This window comes from Panacagrimonas sp. (genome assembly GCF_965216805.1).
In the GTDB taxonomy this organism is placed as follows: Bacteria; Pseudomonadota; Gammaproteobacteria; order Nevskiales; family Nevskiaceae; genus Panacagrimonas.
This window is the reverse complement of sequence record NZ_CBDCGN010000002.1, coordinates 272,475-287,740: the sequence shown is the minus strand read 5'-3', so window position 1 is coordinate 287,740 and position 15,266 is coordinate 272,475. Positions and strand designations below refer to the sequence as shown.

The 15,266-nt window shown below is 65.7% G+C and carries 18 protein-coding genes; 5 read left to right on the top strand and 13 right to left on the bottom strand.

Annotation, left to right across the window (positions count from 1 at the left end; genetic code table 11):
* From ACOOHP_RS01350 to ACOOHP_RS01335, 4 genes are all read right to left on the bottom strand, one after another.
* Window positions 1-840, bottom strand: coding sequence for a TauD/TfdA dioxygenase family protein (locus ACOOHP_RS01350; RefSeq protein ID WP_420464669.1), 840 nt, complete (start codon window positions 838-840; stop codon window positions 1-3).
* 48 nt (window positions 841-888) lie between these two features.
* On the bottom strand, window positions 889-1,314 hold the full coding sequence (locus ACOOHP_RS01345; protein WP_420464668.1) for a cupin domain-containing protein: 426 nt from the start codon (window positions 1,312-1,314) through the stop codon (window positions 889-891).
* A 68-nt stretch (window positions 1,315-1,382) separates the two neighbouring features.
* The gene (locus tag ACOOHP_RS01340) at window positions 1,383-1,763 is read right to left on the bottom strand and encodes a nuclear transport factor 2 family protein (protein ID WP_420464667.1); all 381 of its coding nucleotides are present in this window, start codon (window positions 1,761-1,763) and stop codon (window positions 1,383-1,385) included.
* Between the two features lie 54 nt (window positions 1,764-1,817).
* Window positions 1,818-1,946, bottom strand: a complete 129-nt coding sequence (locus tag ACOOHP_RS01335) for a hypothetical protein (RefSeq protein WP_420464666.1) — start codon at window positions 1,944-1,946, stop codon at window positions 1,818-1,820.
* A gap of 178 nt (window positions 1,947-2,124) precedes the next feature.
* On the opposite strand from ACOOHP_RS01335, the gene ACOOHP_RS01330 reads away from it, so the two are divergent.
* Entirely contained in the window at window positions 2,125-3,345 is a 1,221-nt protein-coding gene (locus ACOOHP_RS01330; protein ID WP_420464665.1) for a helix-turn-helix domain-containing protein, read from the top strand.
* 45 nt (window positions 3,346-3,390) lie between these two features.
* The gene (locus ACOOHP_RS01325) at window positions 3,391-4,071 is read left to right on the top strand and encodes a hypothetical protein (protein WP_420464664.1); all 681 of its coding nucleotides are present in this window, start codon (window positions 3,391-3,393) and stop codon (window positions 4,069-4,071) included.
* A 181-nt stretch (window positions 4,072-4,252) separates the two neighbouring features.
* Here the strand turns inward: ACOOHP_RS01325 and ACOOHP_RS01320 are convergent, their stop codons facing one another.
* Window positions 4,253-4,990 carry a TetR/AcrR family transcriptional regulator gene (locus tag ACOOHP_RS01320; RefSeq protein WP_420464663.1) on the bottom strand — a complete coding sequence of 246 codons (738 nt, stop codon included), beginning with the start codon at window positions 4,988-4,990 and terminating at the stop codon, window positions 4,253-4,255.
* A 199-nt stretch (window positions 4,991-5,189) separates the two neighbouring features.
* Here ACOOHP_RS01320 and ACOOHP_RS01315 point away from each other — a divergent pair, with 199 nt between their 5' ends.
* The 3 genes from ACOOHP_RS01315 (at window position 5,190) to ACOOHP_RS01305 (ending at window position 6,902) form a co-directional block, all read left to right on the top strand.
* Window positions 5,190-5,459, top strand: a complete 270-nt coding sequence (locus ACOOHP_RS01315; RefSeq protein WP_420464662.1) for a hypothetical protein — start codon at window positions 5,190-5,192, stop codon at window positions 5,457-5,459.
* 127 nt (window positions 5,460-5,586) lie between these two features.
* Window positions 5,587-6,066, top strand: coding sequence for a YHS domain-containing (seleno)protein (locus ACOOHP_RS01310; protein WP_420464661.1), 480 nt, complete (start codon window positions 5,587-5,589; stop codon window positions 6,064-6,066).
* A gap of 140 nt (window positions 6,067-6,206) precedes the next feature.
* Window positions 6,207-6,902 (top strand): FkbM family methyltransferase, encoded by a 696-nt coding sequence (locus ACOOHP_RS01305; RefSeq protein WP_420464660.1) that lies wholly within the window; start codon window positions 6,207-6,209, stop codon window positions 6,900-6,902.
* 225 nt (window positions 6,903-7,127) lie between these two features.
* Here the strand turns inward: ACOOHP_RS01305 and ACOOHP_RS01300 are convergent, their stop codons facing one another.
* The 8 genes from ACOOHP_RS01300 to drmC form a co-directional block, all read right to left on the bottom strand.
* Complete coding sequence (locus tag ACOOHP_RS01300) at window positions 7,128-8,723, bottom strand: glucan biosynthesis protein (RefSeq protein ID WP_420464659.1); 1,596 nt, start codon at window positions 8,721-8,723, stop codon at window positions 7,128-7,130.
* A gap of 119 nt (window positions 8,724-8,842) precedes the next feature.
* On the bottom strand, window positions 8,843-9,277 hold the full coding sequence (locus ACOOHP_RS01295; protein WP_420464658.1) for a CoA-binding protein: 435 nt from the start codon (window positions 9,275-9,277) through the stop codon (window positions 8,843-8,845).
* Complete coding sequence (locus ACOOHP_RS01290; RefSeq protein WP_420464657.1) at window positions 9,274-9,702, bottom strand: RNA-binding S4 domain-containing protein; 429 nt, start codon at window positions 9,700-9,702, stop codon at window positions 9,274-9,276. Before ACOOHP_RS01290 ends, ACOOHP_RS01295 begins: the two co-directional genes overlap by 4 nt.
* Before the next feature lie 2 nt (window positions 9,703-9,704).
* Window positions 9,705-10,106 carry a CBS domain-containing protein gene (locus ACOOHP_RS01285; RefSeq protein ID WP_420464656.1) on the bottom strand — a complete coding sequence of 134 codons (402 nt, stop codon included), beginning with the start codon at window positions 10,104-10,106 and terminating at the stop codon, window positions 9,705-9,707.
* A 94-nt stretch (window positions 10,107-10,200) separates the two neighbouring features.
* Window positions 10,201-11,610, bottom strand: coding sequence for a D-alanyl-D-alanine carboxypeptidase/D-alanyl-D-alanine endopeptidase (gene dacB / locus ACOOHP_RS01280; protein ID WP_420464655.1), 1,410 nt, complete (start codon window positions 11,608-11,610; stop codon window positions 10,201-10,203).
* Window positions 11,611-11,830: 220 nt separating this feature from the next.
* A complete protein-coding gene (locus ACOOHP_RS01275; RefSeq protein ID WP_420464654.1) occupies window positions 11,831-13,843 on the bottom strand; it encodes a hypothetical protein in 2,013 nt (670 codons plus the stop codon).
* Between the two features lie 447 nt (window positions 13,844-14,290).
* Window positions 14,291-14,467, bottom strand: a complete 177-nt coding sequence (locus ACOOHP_RS01270; RefSeq protein ID WP_420464653.1) for a hypothetical protein — start codon at window positions 14,465-14,467, stop codon at window positions 14,291-14,293.
* A 37-nt stretch (window positions 14,468-14,504) separates the two neighbouring features.
* Complete coding sequence (gene drmC, locus ACOOHP_RS01265; protein WP_420464652.1) at window positions 14,505-15,266, bottom strand: DISARM system phospholipase D-like protein DrmC; 762 nt, start codon at window positions 15,264-15,266, stop codon at window positions 14,505-14,507.

The window sequence follows — 15,266 nt, the reverse complement described above, 5'->3', positions numbered from 1 at the left end:
TCAAGCAGCCGCAATGGTGGTCCGGTGCAGCAAGCGGTGGTGGCCGGCGTAACCTCCGGTCGCCGCATGCAGTAGTGAGCGGTTGTCCCACATCACCAGCATGTTCGGCTGCCAGCGATGGCGATACCAGAACGCCTCGCGCGATTGCCACTGGTAGAGCTCCATCAGCAGCGGCACCGCCTCGGCCTCGATCATGTCCTCGATGCCGATGATGTAGCCGAAGCATCCGAACAGCCCTTCGCGGCCGCTCTCGGGATGCCGGCGGATCAAGGGATGTCGCTGCGTGTGCTCGGCATCTTTCGAGGGCCGGATCACCATCGAGCGGCCCTTGCGGTCGCTGGCGCCGTAAAGACCGTCGGGGGCGTAAGCGCGCCTGGCAGAGTGGATCGCGATGCGGCCGTCGATCCGCCTGCGCAAGGTATCGGGCATGGCCGCCAGCGCGGCGTGCTGATTGGCAAACAGAGTGTCGCCGCCCACCGGGGGAATCGTGATGCCGTACAGGCAGGTGCCGGCCGGCGGTCGCGCCTGAAAGCTCCAGTCGCTGTGCCAGGTCTCGGCGAACAGCGACGAGGTCTCGTCGGCGCGTCGCTCCACCGCGATGACGTGTTGGCGCCCTTCGATCGGCGCGATGAAAGGGTCCTCGCCGAAGTCGCCGAAGCACCGCGTGTAGCGCTCCAGGTCATCGTCGCTCAGCACCTGGTCCGGAAACGCCAGCACATGGTGTTCCAGCCAGGCCGCGCGTATCGCTTTCACGCTCGCGGCATCCAGCGGCCGCGACAGATCCACGCCGGTCACCGTAGCCCCGCAGGCTTGTCCGGAAGGCGTGATCAGGAGCGTCATGTGCGAATCAAAGCTGGCGCCAGCGCGATGGCAGCAGAGTGCCGGCATTCAGCCGGCCTTCTTCAGCTCGATCAGGTCCTGCATGCTGATGGTGCCCATGACCTGCATGTCGTCGTCGAGCAGCTCGTAGAGCACGCCGCGCCCGCGGATGCTGAAGGCGATGATGACGTCCTGGTCGCCGCCGCCCTCGCGATGCGGCTCCTCTGCTGGCGGGCTCGAAGTCATGGACCCGACCGCGCGGATTTCCTTGATCGAGCCATCAGGCTTGTACAGGCGGTGTTCGCCCTGCACCACGAAGGTATTGTTGTGCGCCAGATGCCGATGCAGAACGATCTTCTCGTTGGCGGCAAATTTGAACAGCACGTCGGCGATACCGTTGGTTTCGTCGATGGCCAGGATCGAGAAGTGCAGATGCTCGTAATCGCCGAGCCGTTTCCAGTTGATGTTGCTGTCGTCAAACGTATGCGTCGCCATGGATGGATCTCGGTTTCCGAAAGGATAAATTTTGCGAAAAGAAAATTTGGAAGACCGGCAGCTTATGGTTATCCCGCGAGCCCCGGCCAATCCTTGAAGTCGGCGTAGGTGCGGTCGACTGCAATCTTGTCGCCGCGTATCTCCAGCACCGCGCAGAAGGGAATGCCCCAGTCCTTGCCGCGCGATTCGTCGACGACGACCGCTTCGACGGTCACGGCTGTTTCGGTCGCATGCATGTGCGCCACGCGCATGCGTCGTCCGGGGGCGGCGTTCCACACGCTCTTCTCCACCTCGATGAACTTGTCGATGCCTTCGAACGAACCGACACCCATCACGCCCACCGTGTAATCGCTGTGGTAGCACTCGCGCACGAAGCGCTCGGGATCGGTGTTGTAGAGATCGACGTAGCGTTGCGCCACGGCCAGGTTGTTGCGGATCAGGTCGGACATGAGTGCTCCGGATAGGTTCGTGCTGGGTTCGGGAGAGGTCGAAGGCCGGTTCATTCAGTGCGTCGCCATCGACAGCTGATCGACCAGCAGCTTGAGGATCAGTCTGCCCGGCCGCGCGACCGGGTCGTCGACCTGGCCGATCTCGAATGCCTCACCGATGCCGCGAAAGGTTGCTGCGCGCATCGCATGTCCCTCTGCCAGTGGGTGGGAGGATCGCGGAGGGCCAGCGCTCCGCTCCGACATGGTGCACCAGTGCGGGGGCGCGGAAAAAGCTGGGGCGGACACCGACCGCTGCGGTTCGAACCGTCTACCCGCTGCGTGCGGCCGCGACCCTTCTGCACGGCCCGATTAGCATGCACCGATGGACTCCCTGATCGCCGCAGCCGCACGAGCGCTTGCCGTCGGCGATGCGCTGGGCGCGCTCAAGCACGTCAGCCTGCGCGACGATCCGCCAGCGCTGGCGCTGCGCGGCATCGCCATGGCCCAGCTCGGCGAGCATCCCCGCGCGCGGGACTTGCTGCGCCGCGCCGCGCGTGGCTTCGGTGCACACGAGGAACTGGCACGCGCACGCTGCGTGGTGGCCGCCGCCGAAGTGGCGCTGGCGATGCGCGATCTGGGCGGTTCGCCGCGCACGCTGGCCGCAGCGGCGGCGGCACTGGCAGCGCGCGGCGATCACGCCAATGCCTTGCAGGCGCGCCTGATCGCGCTGCGCCGGCTGCTGTTGCTGGGTCGTCTGGATCAGGCCGGTGCCGAACTGGCCACACTCGACACCCGCGGGATGCCGCCCGCGCTGCAGGCGGTGGCCGAACTGGCCGGCGCCGAGCTGGCACTGCGCGGCTTGCGCACCGCAGCGGCGAGTGCAGCGCTGGACCGCGCCAGCGACGCCGCGGATCGGGCGCGTGTCCCGGCGCTGCGCGTCGAGGTGGAAGAGGCGCGTGCTGCGCTGGATCGGCCCGCCGCGCGGCGGGTGCGGGACGGCGCACATCAGGTCCTGCGTCTGCACGAAGTCGAGGCGCTGCTGGCCTCGGGCACGCTGGTGATCGACGCCTGCCGCCGCGGCCTGCGCGCAGACGGGTTCTGGCTGCCGTTGGCGCGCCGACCCCTGCTGTTTGAACTCCTGTGCGCGCTCGCCACGGCCTGGCCCGGCGATGTCGATCGCAATGCGCTGATTGCCCGCGCGTTCCGCATGCGCCGACCCGACGACACCCACCGTGCACGCCTGCGCGTAGAAATCGGGCGGCTGCGTGCCTTGGTCGCGCAGCTGGCGCGCATCGAGGCCAGCGCGCGTGGTTTCGCGCTCATCGCGCATGGCAAACGCGAGGTCGCCGTGCTGCTGCCCCCCATCGACGGCGACCAGGCCTCGCTGCTGGCGCTGCTCGGCGACGGCGCCGCCTGGTCCACGTCCGCGCTGGCGCTGGCCCTGGGCGCCAGTCAGCGCACCATCCAGCGCGCCCTGGTGGCCCTGGAAGCCGAAGGACGCGCACGTTCGGTCGGACGTGCTCGCGCGCAGCGCTGGCTGGCGCCGCCGCTGACCGGATTCACGACGAACTTGTTACTCCCTGCTGTGCTGGCGCCTGGATAGATTGTTGCCACGGCGCCGCTCCGGCGTCCCACAGGAGAACCACAGATGAACACTGCAGTCAGGCCTCGCGATACCGCCGTCGACAACCGCACCCGCACCGCCGAGATCGTGCGCGAGTACGGCCCCTACCCCGGTGCCGAGAGCATCCACGGCGTCACCCACGACGGCAGCCGGGTGTGGGCCGCCACCGGCGCCCGCCTGCTCGCCCTGGATCCCGACAGCGGCCAGATCGCGCAGACGCTGGCCTGCAACGGCGACGCCGGCACCGCCTTCGACGGCAAATTTCTCTACCAGATCGCCGAGGCGCGCATCGACAAGATCGATCCCGCCAGCGGCAAGGTGCTGGCTTCCATTCCGGCGCCGGGCCACGGCGCCGACTCCGGCATGGCCTGGGCCGAGGGCAGCCTGTGGGTCGGCCAGTATCGCGATCGCAAGATTCACCAGATCGATCCCGACACCGGCGCGGTGCTGCGCACCATCGAGTCCAATCGCTTCGTCACCGGCGTGACCTGGGTCGACGGCGAGCTGTGGCACGGCACCTGGGAAGGTGACGACAGCGACCTGCGTCGCATCGATCCCGCCAGCGGCGAAGTGCTGGAGCAACTGCAGATGCCGCCCGGCATCGGCGTCAGCGGCCTGGAATCCGACGGCGGCGACCTGTTCTATTGCGGCGGTGGTCCCAGCGGCAAGGTCCGTGCGGTGCGCCGGCGCCGGCGCGCGGGGTAGACGATCAGCCTGGGAGAAGCGTTTCAGCCACGGATTTCACGGATAAGCACGGATCCAAACATAAGCCTGCTGAGAATCTTTGCTGCACCGATTGGGGGCCTTGCCCGGCGCTGGCAAGTAGCCGACTTTCAATCCGTGTCATCCGTGAAATCCGTGGCAAATACTTCGGCGAACAGGCTCCCTACACAAACACGAAGTCGAAAATAAACCCGATGGTGTGGTGGATCTCGGCCTCCGCGAACACGTCGCGCCCGGCCAGCAGCTTGAACTCGGTGGACACCGACAGCAGCGTGCCGGCCAGACCGATGATCGCGTAGTACAGCCGCGCGGATTCGCCTTCGCGCACCGCGCCGGCGGCCTGGCCGCGCCGGATCATGTCGCGCACATCGTTGAAGGAAGCGCGCAGGTGGGTGTCCAGCAGCCAATGGATGCGCTCGCTGCCCTGCGTGCTCTCCTGGGTCATGATGCGATACAGCTGCGGCACCTGCGCCGAGAAGCGCACGAAGTTCTCGATAAAGGCTCGCAGGCATGCGGCGGAGTCCTGGCGGTCCACGTGCTTCAGACGCAATTCGAACTCGTGGCGATAGCGGCCGATGACGTCCTCCATCGTGCTCAGCCATAGCTTGTCCTTGGAGTCGAAGTGATAGAGCAGCAGGGTGTGGCTGATGCCGGCGCGCTCGGCCACCGCGCGCGTCGAGGTCCCTTCGAAACCGAACGCGCCGAAGCATTCGAGCGCTGCGTGCAGCACACGCTCGCGCACCTCGGCGCCGCGCGGACGCTTGGCGTCGCCGTCCTTGCTCTGCGGCTGCGCGGATGCCCGCGTCGTCAGACGCGCGGCGTGACTGCGGCGCGTGCCGCGAGCGGACGGCGCGGCCTTGGCAGCCTTGGCCGGTGCTTTCCTGGATTTGGGCTTGTCCATGGGCGGCAAGCCTATCAACGTTGCCAGGCCAGCAGGATCGCGTGGGCGTAAACGTGATCCGCAAGTTTCGGCGCCTCGCTGCGGCGGCGGCGGGTCGCGCGACGGGTCGGGGCCTCGTAGCAACCGTTTACCCCGTTCATCCGTCATTCGTTAAAGGCGCCGCATGATCCGTCACCCTCACCTCGCTTGGAGAAACGCCATGAACAAGACCCTGATCGCGTTAGCGGCCGCGCTGCTGGCCGGCAACCTGGCCACGGGCACCGCCGTCGCCGAAGACAGCGCCGCCGAGCGTGCGGACGAGCGCCGGGAGCAGTTGCGCGAACACCGCGACGAGCGCCAGGAACGACGGCAGGAAGGTCGCGAGGCACGCAAGGAACTGCACCGGGATCGGGCCGACGCCACGCGCGAGCAGCGCCGCGAGCAGGCGGTGGAGCGCAGGGAGCGTATCCAGGAAAATCAGCCGCAATAGGTTGAACTCTTCAGATCTTGACGTCGAAGTGCCTGCCCGCGCGGGCAGGCACTTCGACACCACTGCGGCCGGGACAGACCCGAGCCGGGCCGTTTAGGATTCGATGTCCTCGCACCCCGGAACGTCCATGCGCCTGCGCCGCATTCTGATCGGCTCGTCATTGCTGCTGATGCTGATGAGCGTCGGCGGCTTCCTTTATCTGAAGTCGCTGGGCGTGTTTTCCGGCCAGGCCGTCTACGCGGACGCCACGGGCGCCATTGGCGGCTACGATCCCGTGGCCTACTTCGCTCAAGGGCAGGCGGTGCCGGGCGAGCCTCAGTTCCATCATGTCTGGAACGGCGCGAAATGGCTGTTTTCCAGCGCCGAGAACCGCGACGCGTTTGCGGCCGATCCCGCGAAATACGCGCCCCAGTTCGGCGGCTATTGCGCTTACGCCGTCAGTGAAGGCTATACCGCCAACAGCGATCCCACTGTCTGGAGTGTTGTCGACGATCGGCTCTACCTGAACTACAACGAGGCGGTTGCTGAGCAGTGGAGCGCCGAGCAGGTTGTCCGCATCCAGACGGCGCAGAAGAACTGGCCCGAGATGCGGCCAGCTGGCCCGTAGTACGACCTGGCTGCCCAGTCGCGCCCGCCCGGTTTCCCGCGATTGTCATCGTCGTCCGCCTAAACCCGACCTTCCTAAACCCGAGCGGTGGCGTGTGAAAACGTTACGTTAGGCTCAAGGCGCGCTTCGCCTGGCTGCGAGTGCCGATTCGCTCGGGACCCTTGCGCGGTCAGTGGATCGGGTTGTTCTGCGGCATGCGCTTCATACGGGGGCGCTACGATCGCTCCGCGGTACAACAGTTCGTCCGCCTGATCCCTCGCGACGCTACGGTCTACGACATCGGCGCGCATGTCGGTTACCTGACCATGCTGGCCGCGCAACAGGTCGGGCCCCAAGGCACGGTGGTGGCGATCGAGCCGCTGGCCCTGAATCTGAAGTATCTGCGCGCCCATCTGCGCGCCAACCGGATCGCCAACGTCAACGTGCTCGCCGCGTGTGTGGCCGAAACCGCAGGCTTCGCGGATTTCGACCACGGCAAGGGCACCGGCCGCGGACGACTGGGCACTCTAGGTCACGGCGCGATGAAGGTCGTCAGCCTTGACGACGAGATCGACAGCGGACGCATCCCGCCGCCGCATTTCATCAAGATGGACGTCGAGGGCGCCGAGCTGCTGGCATTGCGAGGTGCGCTGCGCTGTCTGGCCCTGCACCGGCCGACCGTGCTGCTGTCGGTCCACAGCACGCGATTGCGCGTCGACTGCGGCGCCTTGTTGCGGACGCTGGATTACCGCATCGAAAGCGGCAGCAAGCCGGGCGAGATGCTGGCCTACGGAGATGCGCCGGTCGCCACGACACCGCCCGGGGTACCACTGGCGGCAGCGATCAACCTCGCGTGAAGAGGTCTGGCCCGCATTTCTCACAGGGGGATCGAGCGATGGCCGTAGGTCGAGGACGTGCAGGGCGCCGGGGTGGAGCGAACCCCAAGCCCTGCGCACCGCAGACAGGCCAGCGCCGATCCAGACGGAGAATCTTCCGACTGTCTGTTTCGGAACCGAACTCGAAGAACGCTGCGAGGACGGAAAATGGCAAGGGATTCTCCGGCGACCCGTGAGAAATGCGGGCTAGCTCAGGCGCCGCTCCGATACCGGCGGCGGCGTCCATTGATACAGCCAGGTTTCGCTCAACGGCTGACCGTTGACACTGAGGAACAGGCGCAGGTCGATGGCTTGTTCGGAATCGTCCGGGGGGACCAGATCGAACATCGCCCGATAACCGCGCACCGAGTGCAGCGGCCGCGCCGAGGTGATCTCCACCCGTCCGCGGGAGGTGGTGATCACCGCCTCCACACCCGCCTCGGGTCCCAGCAGCGACAGATCGCCGCCGGCGAAATCGACCGCGAAACGCTGGGAGTAATAGGGCCGTGGCCGGCCGATGACGCCTCCGATGCCGAGCCGTGTGGCCACGACGCGCGCGCGCGACGGCCGCACCGGTGGGTTGCCGGCCCAGTGCAGGCGATAGCTGTAGAGCAGCTCCTGTCCAGGCTGGGTGGGGGTTTCGGGACACCAGAACGCGACGATGTTGTCGAAGGTCTCGTCCTCGGTCGGAAGTTCGAGCAACTGCACCGAGCCCTTGCCCCAGCCGGCGCGCGGCTCCACCCAAAGGCTGGGGCGGCGGTCGTAGAACACGCCGTCATCCTGGTAGTTTTCGAAGTTGCGGTCACGCTGCAGCAGGCCGAAGCCCTTCGGATTTTCGTCCACGTGCACGTTGAAGCGCAGGTGGCGCGGGTTGGTCAGCGGCCGCCATACCCATTCGTCGTTGCCGCGCCACATCGACAGACCGTCGGAGTCGTGAATTTCCGGGCGCCAGTCGTTGGCCTTGCGGCGGTCGTTTTCGCCGGTCTGGTACATGCTGGTCAGCGGCGCGATCCCCAGTCGCTCGATGGGCTTGCGCGGGTACAGAGCCACGTCCAGGTCCATCACCAGGGTGTCCCCGGGGGTGATGTCGAAACGGTAAGCCCCCGCCACGCTGGGCGAATCCAGCAACGCGTAGACGGTGACCTTGTTGGACCCGGTTGCCGGGCGCTCCAGCCAGAACGCGACAAAGTCGGGAAACTCCTCCGGCCGATCCATGCCGCAGTCGATAGCCAAGCCTCGCGCGGACAGCCCGTACTGCCATTCACCCCCGACTGCGCGGAAGTAGCTGGCGCCGAGAAACGCGGCCACGTCCCGCACCGGATCGGTATGGAACACCAACCGAAATCCGGCAAAGCCCAGGTCCCTGGGCAGCTTGCGGCCGTTCACCCCGCTCTTGCCGTAATCGAACATGGCCGGGTCGTAGGCGATTTCCTGCGCTTGTCCGTCGGCAAGATCGTAGATGTGAACGGGCGACTTGAAGAACAGCCCCAGATGGAAGAACGCGGCCTCGAAGAAGCGATCGTCATCGCGCCAAAGTCGATGTTCGTCGCGATAGCGGATGGCCTGGTAGGCGTCCCAATCCAGATTTGCCACTTGCTCGGGCAGTTCGCCCTTGCGCGACACATACTCCCGGGCGGACAGGCTCAGCGCCTCGCCCTTGAGCCAGGCGTAATCGAAGGGTTGGCGCTTGCCCACATGGCGGATCGGCACCGCCTGCGCCGGCAGGGCGAACAACGCCAGCGGCAAGGGGATACCGGCGGCACACAGCGAAGCGCCGGCTTTCAGCAGGTCTCGTCGATTCATACCTGAAGTCAAGGCAGTTGGCGGATCGAGCCAGGTACTGGCCCGTGTCCCGGAGGATGGGAAGCTTAACGTCGCCAGCCTGAATCGAACACGTATGCGCCTAGCACCCAGCGCCCGGCTCAGACCAGCCGACGATGCTCCACCATCAGGCAGCGATCCTGCACGACGTCGATGCCTGCCTGGACCAGCCGCGCCGCAACCGCATCGTCGCGAATGCCCAGTTGCATCCACACCGCGCGCGGCGCGCAGGCCAGCAGATCGTCGAGATGGTCGGCGACCTGTTCGGAGCGACGGAACACGTTCACCAGATCGACCGTGCCCCGGATATCGCGCAGTGCCCGCAACACCGGCCGCCCCAGAATCTCGCGCACCTCGGGGAAATATACCGGCACCGGAATCACCTCGAATCCGGCCTGTGCCAGATACTCCGGCACGTAGTAGGCCGGCTGACGAGCCTGCTGCGCGGTCTTGATCCCCAGCACCGCGATGCGCCGAACCGATCCGATCAGGGCGGCGATACCGGCAGCGTCGTCGATCACGCGCGCCGCGCTCACGAATCAACCGCGCTGCGCTTGAACTGCGCGCCTTGGCGGCGGTCGCGCTTGTCGGGTTTGGGGTCGTCGAAGCGCGGTCCCTGTGCACGCAGTTCGCGCTTTTCCTCGCGTGCCCGGATGCTCTGTGCGGTCTCCTCGTAGAGTCGCTGCGCCTCGGGGGCGCCGCGACGCTCATCGCTCAGCGCGAGCACGACCACTTCGCGCTCGTCCCAGCCCTGCCTGATCTGCAAGCCGGCGCCGATCCGCACCGCACGACCGACCTTGGCGCGCTCGCCCTGGTAGCGCACATGCCCGGATTCGATTGCTTGCCTGGCCAGGTTGCGCGTGCGAAAAAATCGCGCTGCCCACAGCCATTTGTCCAGGCGTACCGCGCCGTCATCCTCGGCGTGCCGGTCCGCTCCCGATCGGTTCTGCGCCCGACCCACGCTCAGCACATGGCGTTGATGGCACGCAAAACGTCGGAGCGCGAAATCTGGCCGACCAGCTTGCCGCCCTCCAACACGGGGAAGCGCCGGTAAGGCTTGCTCAGGAACATCTGCGCGAGCTGGGTCAGGCTATCGTCCGGCGACACCGCGACTACGCTGGTCTTCATGAACTGCTGGACCGGGCCGGCCACGCAGGTGTCTTCGGCCGCAATCAGGCCCACCTGCATGCAGTCCATTTCCGACAGCATGCCCACCAGCTGCCCGTCGGCGTCCAGCACCGGCGCACCGGAGATCCGGTTCTTCACCAACTGATTGATGGCGGCCATCACCTCCATCTGCGGCGACAGCGTCACCAGTTGCGTGGTCATGTAGTCGCGAACGCTGACCGCATCGAGCTTGGACATCGAGATTCTCCCCGTGAAGTGCCCCAGGAATGCACCTTACTGGCCGCACCCCCGGCCTGACAATGCAGGACCGCTCCCGATCGAGCCACCCGCCTCAATGGTGCGCCAGCACGTCCTCGATGTCCGCGCGGATCGCCTCCATTGCCTTGTAAAGCGGCACCCGGCGCTTGCGCTCGCTGCCGTTGACCATGACCGCAAACGCCATCCAGCCGCCGTCCTTGCGGCGCAGGTATCCCGCTACCGCGCAGACCGACCGGGGGTCGTTCATGGTGCCGGTCTTGAGCGCCACCCGATCCAGCCAGGCCGCGTTGCCGCGACGCAGGAACGCGTAAGGCGCCTGACGCGGCACCACCAGCCCGCCGTAGAACGCGGAGAAGGTCTCGGCGTCGTGGTATTGCGTTGCCAGCATCGACACCATCTCCGCTGCCGACAGCCGGTTTTCGGGGGTCAGGCCGCTGCCGCTGTAAAGCCGCGGCGCGTCCGCACCCTCAGCGCCGCTACCCTGGACAAAACGCGCCAGCACCTCGGATGCCTCGCCCAATTGCTCGGGCGGGCGCGCACCGCGCGCGGCTGCAATGTTCAGAGTCAGCAGGTCGGCCACGTAGTTGTTGGAATAACGCAACATGCGTCCAAGCTGCTCGCGCAGCGCCAGCCCCTGAACGCGGGCCAGGGTGATCGCGATGGCTGGCGGCGCCTCATGGCGCACTTGGCCGGATCCGGTCACGCGCACACCCAGCTCCACCAGCATCTGCCTGAGCAACAGTGCCGCGCCCAGGGCCGGGTCTGACATCGCGCGATGAATCTGTTGCAGCTTGCCCTCGCGGACGGTGCCACCCACGTGCAGGGTGTCGCGTCCGTCCACCGTACGGCGCTCCGCCCAGTACGCCTCTTTCGCGGTGGGCGACACCGTGTCGATGCGGCCCTCCACCGGAATCGGCAGCGCGACCCCGCCACAGGCGCGCAGGGCGGCCGGGGCGCCGCGTCGAACGGCATCCACCTCCATGCACCAGGTGCCGTAATCCACGCCCAGCGCCGAGATCGGCACGTTGTATGCGGTATCGCTGCGGCTCAGCGCCTCGCAGCGGTCCAGGTTGTCGCAGCCCAGCGGACCGAATACCGGGTGCGCCACCACGTTGCCGCGAATGCTGCGCAGACCGGTGGCGCGGATCTGCCCGGCCAGCATCCACAGGTCGCGGTGATCCAGCGTGGAATCGCCGTCGCCATGCAGAATCAGATCGCCCTGCAGCTCGCCGTCTTCGATCTTGCCCGCCGCCAGCGCGCGAGTCTCAAACGTCTTGTCCGCCGGCCAGGTGTCCAAAGCGGCGGCGGCCACCACCAGCTTGGTGATGGAGGCCGGACCGCGCCGGGTAGCGGCATGCAAGCCCTGCAGGACATCGCCGGAGCCCAGATCCAGCACCTGCGCACTGACTTCGGCACCCTCGCGTTCCAGGGCCCGCAGGGCCTGCCAGTCGGCGTGAGCCGCGCCGGCAACGAGCAGCGACATCAAGGCAAGCAGTCCGGAAATATCTCGCCAACAGAAAACTTTTCTACGCTTCAATTTATTTGGATACCCACGATGGCGTGACCGGCGGTACAGGATGCGCACGTCAACCGGCACGCAGGAAATCGATGCTCGGAAGCGCTTTGCTGGCGGCAAGCGAGCACACCCATAAATGAAAAGGCCCGGGTACGCCCCGGGCCTCTGGGACCATATGGCGTTCGACTCAATCGCTGCCAGGCGCCTCGGTTACGACCGTGAACGCGAACAAGGTGTTCAAACCAGCCGGCGTGGTCACGCTCAACTCGAGCGTGCTGACCCCATTGGGGTCGCCGGCATCCAGATCGGCGCCCTTGAAGGCGACACCGTATGCGTTACCGCCCGCGGTGTCGTCGATCGAGCACGGCACTGCGAAGGTGCTGGTGCCCTGGATGGCCCCGGCGTCGCCGCTGGCGTTGAACGCGATCTCGGTGTCAGCCGGCATCGGCTGTTCGTTGACGTCGCGAATGACCACCCTCAGAACAAAAAATTCGTTGGCACCAATGGTGATGACCCCGGAATCAGGGTTGTAAGCGTCCGCCGGCGAAACCAGGACGTCACCGCCGCCGTCGCCGCCATCGCCCTCCAGCGGCTGGAGGTCGATCAATGGGCTGGAGCCGGACATGATGATCGTGACGGTGTCGCGAACGTGGATCGTTCGAGGAGTCGGGCACAGGATGTCCGCAGGATCGCTGTTGTCGCACAGCAAGCCGTTGAACTGCCCGTCAGGGCCATCGTAGGCCCCGTTGGTACTGATGCCGTCGGCACCGAAATCGAAGAAGGGCTCGACATGCGATTGCGTGTCACGCTGCCCGTCTTCATCCACGTCCAGCCAGGCCTCGGGCTGATCGGTGAACGTCTCCGTCGGATTGACCACGTCGAAGAGGCCGTCGCTGTCGCTGTCGATGAAGGTCTCTTCGCCGATGGCAAAAGCCAGTACAGTGCTGCGACCCGCGCGAGAAGCACCCTGGGAGCCAATGACCGAGCAGCCGTTGTCATTGTCACCGCTTGGACTGCATCCATTATATGAAATGGGCCGCGGATCCTGACTGGTCCAGGTCACGCTGCAGGCGCCCCCCAATGTCACGCAACTGCCGTCGATGGAGCCGCCTTCGGTGGTGAAGTTGACCGCCGTGCCATCGGGCACCGGGTTGTTGTATCGGTCCGCCGCACGCAGGGTGACCTCTGCGGTGGTGCCGTCGCGGTTGAGCCCTTCCACGTTCAGACATTCGGCCGAAAGCGAAAAACTGTCCTGGTCGGGAATGCCAGTGGTGATGGTGAGCTGTTCGGACTGGCTGGATACGGTGTTGCCGTCCTGTGTGGCACGGGCGGTCACGCGCACTGCGGTCGCCACCGTGCCCGAGCGCACCACCGTCTGCACGATGCCATCGGTGTTGGTTCTGCCATCGGGCGGATCCAGCGTGATGCCGCCCAAGGTGGTGTTCAGCGAGAATGTGACCTGCTGATCGGCCACCGGGCCGCCTGCCGAGTTGCGCACCCGGAAACGCACCGTGGAAGTCTCCGCGCGACCCGCACCGCGCAGTCCGATGTTGATGGGCTCGGCGGAAACGAATTCGATCGCCCCCAGCACCGAGGGCAGCACCTGAATGCTGCCCTGCGCCGTGCGCGCCACGCCGTCCACCACCACGCGCGCAGTGACCACGTCTTCGCCGCTGCAACCCTGCGCGACGTAGGTGGCCGACACCGCACCGTTGGCCGACACGGTCGGATTGGGCGTGACGCTGGCCAGACTGCTGCTGATGCACGAAGAGCTGAACGTCACGTCCAGCGGATCGGTGAACAAGGCGTTGCCGTTGGCCACATCGACGACGTCGATGCGCAGACCGGAACTACCGCCCGACGCAAGCGGACTGACCGCCACGCCGATCACGCCAGCCATGAAACCGCCGTCGGGCTGGATCAGGCCCAGCCGCGGATCGGGCTCGTTGTCGCGCGACGGCGCCACCACACTGACCACCGCGGTGGTCTGAGCACCGCCGGCCGAAGCCAGCAGGGTGATATCGCGAAGTTGGGAATTGCTCGCCGTGGTCAGGGTCGCGGAGGCACGACCGTTGTCGTCGGTGGTGGCGTTGATCACCGCCAGTTCTCCGGACGTTGCAGCGAACGTCACCAGCACGCCGGGCACCGCATTGTTGTTGCGATCCACCGCCAACGCGACCACCGGCAGACCTTCATCCACCGAATCGGCGTCTGCAGGCAGCTGGTTGCCGCCGGGAAGCGAGATCGAGACCGCGGACGCCGACGCGCTTCCGCCACCTCCTCCTCCGCCTTCGCCGAAACCGGCTTCGCCACTGCTTCCACTACCGCCGCAGCCAGCCACGGTCAACGCGCACAGCGCGGCACATATGAACCGCAGGTAACGGTGACTGCCCATAGACCCCCCGGAAAGCTTTCGCCACTCAAGAGAAAGTGACGCCCTGATTCGGTCAGGATGCTAGCTTGAAAGTACAGGGCAAACAACCAAATCCAATTCAAACAACAAGTAGTTTGGCAAGTGCCGGCGGTGGCGCCAGCTGGACCGGCCAATTCGCTAAACTGCCGTGATCGCCCCGGTAGCCCAGTGGATAGAGCATCCGCCTCCTAAGGGAAGCCTCTCAGGGCACGAAAACATGGTGTTTTCGCGTATCTATCTGTTCTGATTGAGAACCTTACTTTGCGCGTCATTGCTCGGCAATGCGCTGTTTTGCTGGTTTTTGCTTCGGTAGAGCAGATGTGGAGCAGATATTTTTCCTGGGTCGGCATGCCCGGTGAAGCCACTGAAAACCTCCTGCAACAGGTCGCAGAGTGGCTCGCTGACTTCCATCCATGCGCCACACAGCCAGGGTCTGAGGTGACACTGTTCAGACGAGCTTGACTAGGTTCGTATCGACCAAATATCGCAGATGGTCATCGAGTGTCTTGGGGACGTGTCCGCCGCGGATGAGCACCCCAGCTTCCATGTTCTGCTCCATCGCGTGGCCCGTCAGATTGGCGCTGGTGATGAAGCTGACTGCGCCGTCAGCTACCGCAACCTTGGCGTGGACCCTCCCGTCCGCGAACGGGGCTGCCCGCTCACGCCAAGCGTAGAGCTTCGCGGTTGGAACCAGTGTCCGCATCTTGCCGATCACGTCGAATGAGACGCTGCCCCCGTGATCCTGTGATGATTCGAGCAGCATCGAAATAGTTACGCCGCGCGTGCTCGCGTCGTTCAAAGCTTTCACGATGGTCGAGACGTCATAGGCGACGAAACTGGTGACGAACAGGGTCTGCTTGGCCGCCCCGATGACTTGCAGCAGCGCCTGCTCGGTGCGACGCGCGGAAACGAACGGCGTCGTCGGCCCCGTCCATACGAGTTCGGTGGACTGCTGCTTCGACACGTTCTCGAATGCATGGCTGGCGGAGAGCAGCATCGAGGCCAACTCGCTGGAGCCAATCGACGTGGCCCGCCACGCTTCGACGAGCCGTTCGATGACCGATTTGGCCGCGGCCGTGCCAACGACATCTGACAAGGCGACGTTCGCTTTCATAGCCTCAATCTTCCGAATCGCCCCTGCCAGTGCTCTAACCTTCTCCGGCGACACGAGACAGACCACGGCTGTCACGGCTTCCAGCAGCCTTTCCAT

Excerpts from the sequence above, each read along its gene's own strand:
- ACOOHP_RS01350 (WP_420464669.1), bottom strand. The coding sequence starts at position 840 with ATGACGCTCCTGATCACGCCTTCCGGACAAGCCTGCGGGGCTACGGTG.
- ACOOHP_RS01345 (WP_420464668.1), bottom strand. The coding sequence starts at position 1,314 with ATGGCGACGCATACGTTTGACGACAGCAACATCAACTGGAAACGGCTC.
- ACOOHP_RS01340 (WP_420464667.1), bottom strand. The coding sequence starts at position 1,763 with ATGTCCGACCTGATCCGCAACAACCTGGCCGTGGCGCAACGCTACGTC.
- ACOOHP_RS01335 (WP_420464666.1), bottom strand. The coding sequence starts at position 1,946 with ATGCGCGCAGCAACCTTTCGCGGCATCGGTGAGGCATTCGAGATCGGC.
- ACOOHP_RS01330 (WP_420464665.1), top strand. The coding sequence starts at position 2,125 with ATGGACTCCCTGATCGCCGCAGCCGCACGAGCGCTTGCCGTCGGCGAT.
- ACOOHP_RS01325 (WP_420464664.1), top strand. The coding sequence starts at position 3,391 with ATGAACACTGCAGTCAGGCCTCGCGATACCGCCGTCGACAACCGCACC.
- ACOOHP_RS01320 (WP_420464663.1), bottom strand. The coding sequence starts at position 4,990 with ATGGACAAGCCCAAATCCAGGAAAGCACCGGCCAAGGCTGCCAAGGCC.
- ACOOHP_RS01315 (WP_420464662.1), top strand. The coding sequence starts at position 5,190 with ATGAACAAGACCCTGATCGCGTTAGCGGCCGCGCTGCTGGCCGGCAAC.
- ACOOHP_RS01310 (WP_420464661.1), top strand. The coding sequence starts at position 5,587 with ATGCGCCTGCGCCGCATTCTGATCGGCTCGTCATTGCTGCTGATGCTG.
- ACOOHP_RS01300 (WP_420464659.1), bottom strand. The coding sequence starts at position 8,723 with ATGAATCGACGAGACCTGCTGAAAGCCGGCGCTTCGCTGTGTGCCGCC.
- ACOOHP_RS01285 (WP_420464656.1), bottom strand. The coding sequence starts at position 10,106 with ATGTCCAAGCTCGATGCGGTCAGCGTTCGCGACTACATGACCACGCAA.
- dacB (WP_420464655.1), bottom strand. The coding sequence starts at position 11,610 with ATGTCGCTGCTCGTTGCCGGCGCGGCTCACGCCGACTGGCAGGCCCTG.
- ACOOHP_RS01270 (WP_420464653.1), bottom strand. The coding sequence starts at position 14,467 with ATGGAAGTCAGCGAGCCACTCTGCGACCTGTTGCAGGAGGTTTTCAGT.
- drmC (WP_420464652.1), bottom strand. The coding sequence starts at position 15,266 with ATGGAAAGGCTGCTGGAAGCCGTGACAGCCGTGGTCTGTCTCGTGTCG.